Origin of the sequence: Mycobacterium sp., assembly GCF_036488105.1 — a bacterium.
Lineage (GTDB): Bacteria > Actinomycetota > Actinomycetes > Mycobacteriales > Mycobacteriaceae > Mycobacterium.
Genome location: NZ_DASXHW010000102.1, coordinates 1 through 10542 on the forward strand (window position 1 = coordinate 1; position 10542 = coordinate 10542).

Annotated in this window: 10 protein-coding genes; 8 read left to right on the plus strand and 2 right to left on the minus strand. The window is 62.9% G+C overall.

Annotated features, from left to right (window positions below):
- The coding region (locus VGH54_RS05390) for a cytochrome P450 (protein ID WP_414688649.1) at window positions 1–1196 on the minus strand (1196 nt) is incomplete at its 3' end.
- Between the two features lie 90 nt (window positions 1197–1286).
- Here VGH54_RS05390 and VGH54_RS05395 point away from each other — a divergent pair.
- From VGH54_RS05395 to VGH54_RS05405, 3 genes are all read left to right on the plus strand, one after another.
- Complete coding sequence (locus VGH54_RS05395) at window positions 1287–1928, plus strand: TetR/AcrR family transcriptional regulator (protein WP_331510906.1); 642 nt, start codon at window positions 1287–1289, stop codon at window positions 1926–1928.
- A 79-nt stretch (window positions 1929–2007) separates the two neighbouring features.
- A complete protein-coding gene (locus tag VGH54_RS05400) occupies window positions 2008–2682 on the plus strand; it encodes a hypothetical protein (RefSeq protein ID WP_331510907.1) in 675 nt (224 codons plus the stop codon).
- A 450-nt stretch (window positions 2683–3132) separates the two neighbouring features.
- Window positions 3133–3654, plus strand: a complete 522-nt coding sequence (locus VGH54_RS05405) for a hypothetical protein (protein ID WP_331510908.1) — start codon at window positions 3133–3135, stop codon at window positions 3652–3654.
- A gap of 137 nt (window positions 3655–3791) precedes the next feature.
- On the opposite strand, the gene VGH54_RS05410 is transcribed toward VGH54_RS05405, so the two are convergent.
- Window positions 3792–4598 carry a L,D-transpeptidase gene (locus VGH54_RS05410; RefSeq protein ID WP_331510909.1) on the minus strand — a complete coding sequence of 269 codons (807 nt, stop codon included), beginning with the start codon at window positions 4596–4598 and terminating at the stop codon, window positions 3792–3794.
- Between the two features lie 557 nt (window positions 4599–5155).
- On the opposite strand from VGH54_RS05410, the gene VGH54_RS05415 reads away from it, so the two are divergent.
- From VGH54_RS05415 to VGH54_RS05435, 5 genes are all read left to right on the plus strand, one after another.
- A complete protein-coding gene (locus VGH54_RS05415; RefSeq protein ID WP_331510910.1) occupies window positions 5156–5554 on the plus strand; it encodes a Zn-ribbon domain-containing OB-fold protein in 399 nt (132 codons plus the stop codon).
- A 28-nt stretch (window positions 5555–5582) separates the two neighbouring features.
- A complete protein-coding gene (locus VGH54_RS05420) occupies window positions 5583–6794 on the plus strand; it encodes a thiolase family protein (protein WP_331510911.1) in 1212 nt (403 codons plus the stop codon).
- 53 nt (window positions 6795–6847) lie between these two features.
- Complete coding sequence (locus VGH54_RS05425) at window positions 6848–7456, plus strand: TetR family transcriptional regulator (protein WP_331510912.1); 609 nt, start codon at window positions 6848–6850, stop codon at window positions 7454–7456.
- A 219-nt stretch (window positions 7457–7675) separates the two neighbouring features.
- Entirely contained in the window at window positions 7676–8110 is a 435-nt protein-coding gene (locus VGH54_RS05430; protein WP_331510913.1) for an MmpS family transport accessory protein, read from the plus strand.
- Window positions 8107–10542 (plus strand): MMPL family transporter (locus tag VGH54_RS05435; RefSeq protein WP_331510914.1); only part of this gene is annotated, 2436 nt, incomplete at its 3' end. The genes VGH54_RS05430 and VGH54_RS05435, both read left to right, overlap by 4 nt.

Consider the following 10542-nt stretch of genomic DNA (forward strand, 5'->3'; position numbering starts at 1 on the left):
TCTTTCATGCCGTAAATGTCGGCTTCCTTGAACTGCAAGTCGTCGGGCGGCACCGCCAGTTGCAGTCCAGGGAGCCGGCGCGCCAAGGTCGCGAAGGCCACCTGCATTTCGACTCTGGCGAGGTTGGCGCCGATGCATTGGTGCGCGCCGTAGCCGAAGGCCAAGTGCCCGCGGACATTTCGGCCGACGTCGAGAGCGTCTGGGCTGTCGACGAATTCGGGATCCCAGTTCCCGGCAGGCAGGTTCATCAACAATCGCTCCCCGGCCCGAATCTGCTGGCCACCGAGAATGAGGTCTTCGATCGCTATCCGGTCCACCTGGGCATGCACGATAGTGAGGTAGCGCATGAGCTCCTCGACGGCCTGGGCGATGACGGTGGCATCGTCGGTTTGGCCGAGTCGCTCGAACACACTGCGATGCTCGAGCAGCGCAACGGTACCCAACCCGATCATGTTGGCGGTCGTCTCGTGGCCGGCCAGCATCATGATCACACCGTTGACCGCCACGGTGTTGTAGTCGAGCTGGCCGGTCGCGACGTAATCGGTGATGAGACGGCTGATCAGGTCGTCGCCGGGCTCGCGTTCCTTACGCGCCACCAACTCTTGGATATACACGTACATCTCGATGAAGCCCTGCGCCCGTTGCTCGTCGGTGGAATTCACGTCCAATCCCGCAGTGGAGTTGTGCTGGAAGAGTTCGAGGTCTTCGGGAGGGACGCCGAGGAGCAGCGCGATCACCAATGACGGCACCGGTAGGGCGAAGTCGCGCACGATGTCTGCCGGCGGGCCTTCGTCGATCATCTTGTCCAGGTAGTGATCGACCAGTTTCTGGATCTGCGGCCGCATCGCCTCAGTACGTCTGAAGGTGAATTGGCTGGTCATCATGCGCCGCAACCGGTGGTGCTCGGGATCGTCGGTGCGCGCGAAAATCACCGGCTTCTCGTTGTCGCTGGACGAGTCGAACAGGTCCGGGAGAGTGTCCGCGGACAGCCGCGGGTCGACCAAGGCAGCCCTGATGTCCTGGTAGCGGCTCACCGACCAGACCTGTTGGCCGTTCCACATCGCCCGCTGCAGGCCTGGCTCGTTTCGCCACTCGGCGAATTCAGGTGGCGGATGAAGGGGACAGCGTGCGGCCCGTGGGGCCGGTATGACCGGCAGATCGGTCTCGGGGCGAGAATCGGAAGTCGTTGAAGTCACCGGCGTTTTCCGTTAAGTGTCAGATGGCTGTCAAGTCCACGAGCGTAGAGCGCGGCTAAGTGGCAGTCAACAGTCAGTTATGCTGCTGTGATGACTGCGGTAACCGACCGGCCGTTACGCGCCGATGCCGCCCGCAACGCCGAGCGGATCCTGAAAGCCGCGCGGGAGGTCTACGGCGAACTCGGGCCCGACGCGCCCATCGAGGCGATCGCCCGTCGCGCCGGGGTCGGTGAGCGCACCCTTTACCGGAGGTTTCCGACCAAGGCAGAACTGGTTCGGGCGGCGCTGGACCAGTGCATCGCCGAAGACCTCACGCCGACGATCGAGGCCGTCAGTAACGCCACTGACCCCATGGCGGGTCTGGCCGAGCTGTTCGATGCGGCGATATCGCTGGGCGCGCGCGAACACAACCTGTTGACGGCCGCGCGCCGAGCCGGGTCCTTCACGTCCGACGTCTCGGCCGGGCTGTACGAGGCGCTCAGGGAACTCGCTGATCGCGGCCAGCGAGCCGGCGTCGTGCGGGCCGATCTGGCCCCCGCTGACCTGCCGAGGATGATCGCGATGCTGCACAGCGTGCTGTGGACGATGGACTCCGGCAGTGACGGTTGGCGTCGCTACGTGGCGCTGATGCTCGACGCGATATCGGCCGGCGACCGGCGAACGCTGCCTCCGGCGGCCAAGCTTCGCTTTGTGCCCGAGTCGGGCGACTGGCCGATGGAGGGCGGCGCCTGAGCGGCGTGGCAATCCGCCTCACCTGCGGCGTCGTTATCTGATCGTGACTATTTCGCGATTTGCTCGTAAGCTGCTCGCCGTGCCGAGACACAAGTTAGCCAGCGGTGGGCGAAAGTCGCCGGTTCTGATGGCTGCGGTTGCCGCTCCGGTCGCCATCATCTTTGCCCTCGGCGGCAGCGCCGATGCGCAGGGCCACCACGGCAAGGCCGATGTGGTAGCTGACGCGCCGTGTTGCCACCTGCAGATCATGGCCACCGCACCGACCACGGCGGCGTGGGCAGCGTCCGCTGTCCCGGGCATCGGCGCTCCCGACGAGACTGCGCCGGCATCACGCGCGTCGCGATGGCACGTCGCCTCCAAGAACGCCCCCCAAGTCCTGATCTCGGATGTCGCTCCGGAACGTGGCCTACAGGTCAAGACGATCCTGGCGGCTCGCACCATCAGCGCGGTGTTCCCGGAGATCAAGAACATGGGCGGCGTTCGACCGGACGCGCTCAGGTGGCATCCCGAGGGTTTGGCGATCGACGTGATAATCCCCAACCCGTCCAGCGCCGCCGGCATAGCGCTCGGCAACCAGATCGTCTCGTTCGCGCTCAAGAACGCGGACAAATTTTCGTTGCAGGATTGCATTTGGCGCGGTACGTACTACACGCCCAAGGGTCCGTCAGGATCCGGCTACGGCCATTACGACCACGTCCACATCACCACCCGCGGTGGCGGATACCCCAAGGGCGGGGAAGTCTACCTTCGCTGATCGCGCCGGCGCGGCCCCACGAGTTCCGAGAACAGTTCGTTGTAGCCGGCGTCTAGCGTGACGAACACTGCGCGGGTGCCGCTGACCGCAACCGACCAGTCACCGCCTGAGCAGGTCCAATTCTGTTGAAGCCATGATGACTCTCCTTCCTGTCTAAGCGCAGTGCGTTTCAGCTACGCAGAGACTGCTTGTCGGCCGCATCAAACGCTATGAGCGGGAGCTGTTTTGGACGACCGATGCGATCGCACCGTGATGAAGCGCGGCGGATTGTGGGTTATCTCCGGCTAAACGTCACTATTTGGCAACAGTGCGGTGTGGCGTAGTGCATGTTGAACACCGGTCTATTAAAAAGATCTTGGCCGAAACGCGAATCCGGTATGGCTACGCGCTTTTGGCTGCATCACTTGCTGCGCGGGAAATACCCGAGCGTGAACGAGGGAGTGGACGTCGATGGCAGCCTTCGACCGATTCAGTATCAAAGTCGTTGCCGGCGTTGGCTTATGCGGCGCCGCGATAGCGTTGAGCCCGGATGTGGCAGCCGCTCCGTTGAAGACAGGCGGCTACGGGTGCATGCAGGGCGCCGCGGGCGAAGTCGCCGCGCCGGCAGTCGCCGGCGGAGCGATTGCCGGCGGGGCGATTGCCGGCGGGGCGACTGCCGGCGGCGCGGCGGCGTGCGCGCCGGCGGGTGCTCCGCTCGCCGAAATGTCTGGTGCGCCGGTAGCTGCCGGTGCCCCAGTGCCGGCTGGCGTTCCGATTCCTGCCGGTGCTCCAATTCCGGCGGGTGCTCCACTGCCCGCGCCGATTCCGGCCGGTGCGCCGATCATTGCTCTGGGGCCGGTTGGTGCTCCGGTACCCGGTGCCGTGCTCAACGACTTGGCCGGTGCCGCCGGCGGTAAGGGTGCTCCGACGGGTTCGGCGCCCACCAACGGTCCGCTGCCCGGTCAGCCGCTGCCGCCCGGTCCTCCCGAATGACACGCCCTCCGTAGTGAAGACAGCGCCCCCGAGTTCAGCTCGGGGGCGCTGTCTTTTGTCGGACTAAATACAATGCGCACCAACGGTATTACGGTGCACGCACATCACTGTGGCCGCGGAGGTTTAAGGCGCCTAGGCTACTGCTTAACCACCACCGGGTCGCCGACGTTGACCGTATTGAAGTACCACTCGGCGTCGGCGGGGCTCAGGCTGATGCAGCCGTGGCTGACATTTTCACGTCCCAGCGACTGGACAGCCCACGGAGCCGAATGCACGAACAGTCCGCGGCTGCTGATCCGGCTGGCGTATTCCACCGGTGTCTTGTAACCCGCGGGATCGGTGATCGGAACGCCGACGCTGCTCGAATCCATAATCACAGTGCGCTCTTTGGACATCACCGTATAAACACCGACAGGTGTCGGGAACTGCGGTCGCCCCATCGAGGCCGGCATAACACCCGGTTCGCCCCAGTGCGGTCGGTGGTGCGGGGCCGGCAGTTGCGGCGAAGGTCCGCTCGGAACCCCGTCGACGCTCACCGTGAAGGTGTGATCTGAGATGTCGGCAACACCGAGGACGGCGGGTCCGGTTTTGAAATCCGTCGACAGGCCGCCCACGGACAGCGCAATGGTGCTGTGCGCCGGCCAGTATCGGTCCGGAACCCATTGCACAACATCGCGATCGAGCCACTCGAACTTGCCGGTCATCGATGGTGTCGATAAAACGCGAACCGCCCGCTCGGCCGCACTTCGGTTGGCGACGGGTGTGCGGAACGTGACGACTACAGGATGTGCAACGCCCACCACCTGGCCCGTCGACGGCCGGACCGAAGCCACCGCAAAGGACTCTGACTGGTGCGACGCCGTCAGACTGATGCCGGATGGCCCGGCGACTACCGTCGCCGAGATCCCAACCACCACAACAAGAGACCGAAAGACCGCCCGCATGCGTCAGTTCCTTCTAGTAGACAGGTTTGCAATAACGATCCTACGGGTGTCCGGAATGTTGGAAGTTTAAGGGCGCGTTAGCGATTCGATAACACATCGGTCACGTTTTGGCCACGGCCAGCGGAAACCAGACCCGCCAATCGATAACTGAGCTCAGCGAACACCGGCTGCCACACCCAATGCGATGCGGCGAAATGGCGATGCAGTCCAGTCACCTGCGCCGCCGAGTCCAGAAATGTCAGCCCGCTGAAGTCGAGGTGCAGTTCGGTCAGATCGACTTGCCGCGCGAGTAATTGCGATGCCGCCTCGACGACCTCATCGGCAGTCTCGTAGTCGAGGTCGCCGGTTACTTTGGACGCAGGCCGATCGTCCTGTTTTGGTGATTATCACGGAAAAGGTCATGTATTCACTGGGGGTCGGTCGCCGAACTCTTCTTGTCGGCGAGGGCGGAGTTGGCCGCAGCCAGTCTCAGTTTTGCTACGCCCCGATCTTGATATTCCGGATCTGTAATCGGGTCGCACTCGCTACGGTCAACAGTACATACGGACGGAGGTGTTATGACGGGCCAGATTCCATTGGTCGACTACTTGGTGCTCGATGACGGCGGTCCCCACCTCGTCGCGCAGGAATGCACAAACTGCGGCGCCCGATTCTTCGATCGGCGCAATGCCTGCGCCAGTTGTTTCGCGTCCGAATTTTCATCCGTTGCAGTCGCGACCGAGGGCACGCTGCGAGCATTTACCATCGTGACGTTTGCCGCACCGGGCATTCCCACCCCGTTCGTCGCGTCGGTGGTCGACTGCGACGGCACTCAGGTGCGCGCCAATTTGGTCAATGTCGAGCCCGATCCTGAGCACGTCCGCGACGGGATGAAAGTGCGGCTGGCTACTTATTCGATCGGTACCGACTCGGCCGGCACCGAGGCGATCGGCTTCGGCTTCGAACCCGCGACCTGACGATCCACTTCACGAAGGAGCAGTCATTATGAGCGCCAGCGACGACATCTGGATCCTCGGGATCCGGATGACCAAATTCGGCAAGCACCCCGACAAGGACACCGTTGATCTGGCGGCCGAGGCTGCGACCGGCGCGCTCGCCGATGCCGGCGTGACGATGGCCGACATCGGCGTCATTGCCGCGGGAAACCTGATGGCCGCGAACGCCGGAATCGGACAGCAGCTGCAAAAGCAGATCGGTCAGACCGGCATCCCGGTCTACAACGTCGCCAACGCCTGCGCCACGGGAGCCACCGCGCTTCGGACCGCGATCATGGCCGTGAAGGCCGGTGAGGTGAAGTACGGATTGGCCGTTGGAGTCGAGAAGCTGTCCGGCGCCGGGCTGCTCGGCGGTGGCGGCACGAAGAAAAAGGACGCTGACGTGTGGACGCCGCGCGGCCGTTACGGGGCCGTTGCACCGGTCGACGGACGAATCGGCACCGAGGCCATGCCTGGTGTGTTTGCCCAGATCGGGACCGAATACGGCCACAAGTACGGCGGCACGAGTTTTGAGCTCTTCGCCAAGATCAGCGAGAAGAACCACGCCCACTCGACGCTGAATCCGCTGGCCGCTTACCAGAAGAAGTTCACCCTCGAGCAGATCATGAACGACGTCATGATCGCCTACCCGAACACCCGGCCGATGTGCTCGGCCAACTGCGACGGCGCCGCAGCCGCGGTCGTGTGCAACGGCGAGACGTTGAAGTCGCTCGCTCTGCAGCAGCGCCAGCGCGCGGTGAAAGTCTCGGCGTCGATCCTGACCACCGATCCCTTCGAGGATGGTTGCCAGGTCTTGCCGAACGTCAACACGCTGACCCGCAATGCCGCCGCGACCGCCTACGAGCAGGCCGGCATCGGCCCGAGCGACCTTGACCTGGTCGAATTGCACGACTGTTTCGCGACCGCGGAGCTGGTGCACTACGACAATTTGATGCTGTGTGAAAAAGGCGGAGCCGCAGACTTTTTCAACACGGGTGCGACGTGGCGGGACGGCTCGACCCCGGTCAACGTGTCGGGTGGGCTGCAGTCCAAGGGGCATCCCATCGCGGCCACCGGCATCGCCAACATTTGGGAGATCTGCCATCACCTTCGTGGCGAGGCCGGCGATCGGCAGATCGAGCACGCCCAGGTTGGACTGGCCCACGTGATCGGCCTGGGTTCTGCGTGCGGCGTCCACATCCTGGAGAAGGCGGCCGCGTAGGTTCGCCTCGTCGTCTCTGTCTGCAATGTGTGCATAACGTGCAACCATGAGGTATGGCGAGTGAGATAGGTCTGCGCGAGCGCCGCCGTCGCCAGACCAGCGCGGACATCCGCGCCGCCGCGGTGCGCTTGGTCCGTGAGCGCGGTTTCGACAAGGTGACGATCGATGCGATCTGCGCCGAAGCCGGAATCTCGGTGCGCACGTTTTTCAACTACTTCCCGAACAAAGAATCCGCGATCGCCTACGGCCCCTCGGACATACCGCCGGAACTGGTCGAGGAATTCGTCGCGGCGGGGCCCGGCCCTTACTCCGTCGTCTTGGACGAGCTGATCAGGCTGGCGGCGCACCATCTTCGAGACATGCCCCCGGATCGCGATCAGGCCGAGACCATGCTCGAACTCGTCAAGACGACACCCGCGATGCTGGCGGCGTTCCTCGCCGATCTGGAGCGGTTTCAGAACCACCTGATCGACATCGTCGCCCGTCGTCAAGGCATGAAGCCGGACGAAGAGATTCCGGCCGTGATCTCCGCGCTGGCACTGACAGCCATCCGTTCGGGCATCGAGCGCTGGACCAGCGGCACGCCCGACGATTCCGACGACACACCGATGCCCTACGTCGAGCGAGCGGCTGCGCTGGTCAACAGCATTTTCACCGAGTGATTCGGCACACACTCTGCAAAACTTGCATAATCTGCAAAAAATGCACATCATGTACTGATGCTCGCGCTGCCGTACGCGGATGACAGCCCGAGGTTTTCAGCGGCAACGAATCCTTCTGCGGTGCCAACTGATTCGTGGTGCCTACCCGCTGGGAATCCGGCCGCACTCAGTTTGCGCGCAACTGGGTCGCCGCTATCTGACCAGGAAGGAAAGACCTAGGTGCAGACATCCAAGCTGGTCCGCAACGCATGGTTGCCGCTGTTGATCGTGGCTGTCGTCGTGGTTGGCGGCTTGGCGGTGACGCGGGTCAAGTCGTTCTTCGGCGCCCACGACACCGGTGCTCTGACCACGTCCAAGCTCGACGACTCCAAGCCTTTCAAGCCGAAGGTCGTCAAATACGAGATCTTCGGTTCGGCGGGCAACGCCAACGTGAATTACCTGGATCTCAGCGCCACACCGCAGCGCGTCGACGGGGCCTCGTTGCCGTGGACGTTGGTCCTTAAAACAACGGCCCCCTCGGTGTTTCCGAACATCGTGGCGCAAAGCGACGGTGACTTCATCGGCTGCCGCATCACCGTCGACGACGAAGTCAAGGACGAGAAAACCAACAATGGCGTGCATGCCATGACCTTCTGCATGGTGAAATCCGCATGAGCACAACATTTTCCGAAGCCCACACTGACCAGATCCCGGTCGCGAAGCACGCTGCGCGAGCTCGGATACCGCGATTCATCCGGACCTTCGCTGTGCCGATCATCATCGGCTGGATCGCGCTGATCGCGTTGCTCAACGTCGTCGTCCCGCAGCTGGAAGTAGTCGGGAAGATGCGTTCGGTATCGATGAGCCCCGAAGACGCGTCGTCGGTGATCGCGACCAAGCGTGTGGGTGAGGTCTTCAAAGAGTACAAATCGAATAGCTCGGTGATGATCGTTCTGGAAGGCCAGAAACCGCTCGGCGCACCGGCGCATGCGTACTACGACCAGCTCGTCAAGAAGCTCGACGCGGATCGCAAACACGTTGAGCACGTTCAGGATCTGTGGAGCGACCCGTTGACCGGTGCGGGGGCGCAGAGCAATGACGGCAGGGCCGCGTACGTGCAGGTGTATCTCGCCGGTAATCAAGGTGAGGCGCTGGCCAACGAATCGGTCGAGGCGGTCCAGCAGACCGTCAGAAGCATCCCGGCGCCCAACGGCGTCAAAGCGTTCGTCACCGGACCTGCGGCGTTATCGGCCGATCAGAACATTGCCGGCGACCGCAGCCTGCAGGTGATCGAAACCGTCACGTTCGTCGTGATTATCGCGATGCTGCTAATGGTGTACCGGTCGGTCATCACCGTGCTGCTGACACTAGCGATGGTGGTGTTCGAACTTGCCGCTGCCCGCGGAGCGGTGGCGTTCCTGGGCTTTCACAAGGTCATCCTGCTCTCGACGTTTGCCACCAACCTATTGGTCACCCTGGCGATCGCGGCCGCCACCGACTATGCGATCTTCCTGATCGGTCGATATCAGGAAGCGCGGGGCAAGGGCAGTTCGCGTGAAGACGCGTACTACGAGATGTTCGGCGGGACCGCTCACGTGGTGCTCGGGTCCGGGTTGACCATCGCCGGCGCGACGTTCTGCCTGCACTTCACCAACCTGCCCTACTTCCAGACACTCGGTGTCCCGTTGGCGATCGGCATGGTGGTCGTGGTGGCTGCCGCGTTAACCCTTGGCCCCGCGGTGATTTCGGTGGCATCGCGCTTCCGTCAGACACTCGAGCCCAGGCGCAGCACCCGTATCCGCGGCTGGCGCAAGATCGGCGCGGTCGTCGTCCGATGGCCCGGCCCGATCCTGGTCGCGACCATCGCCGTGGCACTGGTCGGACTGCTGACCCTGCCCGGCTACCGGACCAATTACAACGACCGCAACTACTTGCCCGCCGACCTTCCGGCCAACGCCGGCTACGCGGCAGCCGATCGTCATTTCTCCCAGGCGCGGATGAATCCCGAGCTGCTGATGATCGAAACTGACCACGATCTACGCAATTCCGCGGACTTCCTCGTCATCGACAAGATAGCCAAAGCGATCTTCCGGGTGCCCGGAATCGGTCGGGTGCAGGCGATTACGCGGCCGGAGGGCACGCCGATCGAGCACACCTCGATCCCGTTTCAGATCAGCATGCAAGGTGTCACCCAGCAGCTGAACCAGAAATACCAGCAGGACCAGATGGCCGACATGCTCAAGCAGGCCGACGAGATGCAGAACACCATCGACACGCTGACGCAGATGTCGGCGCTCACGCAGCAGATGGCAGACACCACGCACTCGATGGTGCTCAAGACGAAGAAGACGGCCGTCGACATCGCCGAATTACGGGACCACATCTCCGATTTCGACGATTTCTTCCGTCCGCTGCGCAATTACTTCTACTGGGAACCGCATTGCTTCGACATTCCCGGGTGCTGGGCCATCCGGTCGGTGTTCGACACGCTCGACGGCATCGACACCATGACCGACGACATCCAGGCCCTCGTGCCCGACCTCGAGCGGCTGGATAAGCTTATGCCGCAACTGGTTGCGCTGATGCCGTCGCAGATCGAGACCATGAAGTCGATGAAGCAGATGATGCTCACGATGTATCAGACCCAGAAAGGCCAGCAGGATCAGCAGGCGTCGGCCTCGGAGAACTCGTCGGCGATGGGCGAAGCGTTCGACAAGTCCCGCAACGACGACTCGTTCTATCTCCCGCCAGAGGCGTTCGACAACCCAGACTTCAAGCGCGGCATGAAGAACTTCATCTCACCTGACGGAAAGTCGGTGCGCTTCATGATCCAGCATGAAGGGGATCCGCTTACACCGGAAGGCATTTCGCACATCGATGCGATCAAGCAGGCGGCCAAGGAAGCGGTCAAGGGCACGCCGCTGGAGGGCTCCAAGATCTACCTGGCCGGAACGGCCGCCACCTTCAAGGACATGTCCGACGGATCGACGTACGACTTGATGATCGCGGCCATCGCCGCGTTGGCGTTGATCTTCATCATCATGCTGATCATCACCCGCGCCGTGGTCGCCGCGGCCGTCATCGTCTTGACGGTCATCTTGTCGCTC